Genomic DNA, 1,156 nt, shown 5'->3' with positions numbered 1-1,156 from the left:
ACCTCGGACCCCAGGAGTGCATGCGGTACCGAATACTGCCCGGACTCGAAAGCGACCATCGGCGTATTGACCGGAACCTTCCTCGACAGACCGAACGCGATCGTATGCGCCCGATCCGGGACCGGATGCATCCTCTCCTGCTCCTGACCGATCAAGTCGATCGGACATCGTTTCGTCACCCGATGCTCTTTCTCGTTGATCTCGGACATAAAGGCTTGGCAGGCGGCCTCGAGGTCAGCAAACGAAGCGTACTCATTGCGCAGGTTCGTGGCTGTGGGCACCAGATCAGCCTTCGCGATCTGGACGGACCGCTCCACCCCGCCCTTCGATGCCGGATCGGCCGGCTGACACGTCAGGACCGTCGTTCCGTAGTACTTCGCGAATGAGACTGTGTCGCGATTGCGTACCGGAACCCCGGCGATATGCATCGTCGTGACGGTCTTCTCGTTATCAGTCAACACATAGGTCGGGATGCCGCCGATGAGTCGAAACGTGCGGTCTAAGACCATGAACACCGACGCCAGCGTCTTATCCCGAAGCGGAATGACGATGCGAAACCGCGAGAACGCTAACCACGCGATGAACAACACCGTCTTCACGCCACCGACGACGGGCCCGTCACCGTAGTCGTATTGCAGCCACAGTCCCGGCTCTGCCACCCAGGGACGATGCACACGACGACCTGCTCTTTCATGGATCGCTTTGGCGTGGGCGACGGCACGGCGAGTTGATCTCTCCGAACCTTCATAGCCGAGTCCAAGAAGGCGTTCGTGGACCTTATCGGCACGGATCCTGCCCCCTGAACGGGCTACCAGCTCCGTGATTTTGTCCATGAACTCGTCCGTGACCCGATCACGGCGGACGGGCACGCCCACCGGGCGGCCTTGAGCGCGGGCGGTGACGTGGGCCTTGACTGTGTGGTGTGAACACCCTGCCAACTCGGCTGCGGCTCGGTAGGACCCTGTGGAGTCATACGCTTCTAGAATTTCCATGATTTCTCCGTCAGACTTCATACGCGGCCCCGAACCCTCTCGTGGTGGATGTTGATCGATTAGACACCGTCATCATCTCCCGGAAGTGGTTCGGGGTCGTGTCTCAATGAGAGGTTCTACATGCTCGGATGGGCAGAAATCGTGGCCGCCACTGGGCAGTTCTT

General features: G+C 59.9%; 1 protein-coding gene. It reads right to left on the bottom strand.

Translation table 11 applies throughout. The features are described from left to right. A partial coding sequence (gene istA, locus EB836_RS18010; RefSeq protein ID WP_135542820.1) for an IS21 family transposase occupies window positions 1-1,013 on the bottom strand: 1,013 nt, incomplete at its 3' end. Between the last annotated feature and the right edge of the window lie 143 nt (window positions 1,014-1,156).

The organism is Brevibacterium sp. S111 (assembly GCF_004745075.1).
GTDB lineage: Bacteria > Actinomycetota > Actinomycetes > Actinomycetales > Brevibacteriaceae > Brevibacterium.
Note: the sequence above shows the minus strand (reverse complement) of the source record. Positions and strands in the feature narration are given on the sequence as shown.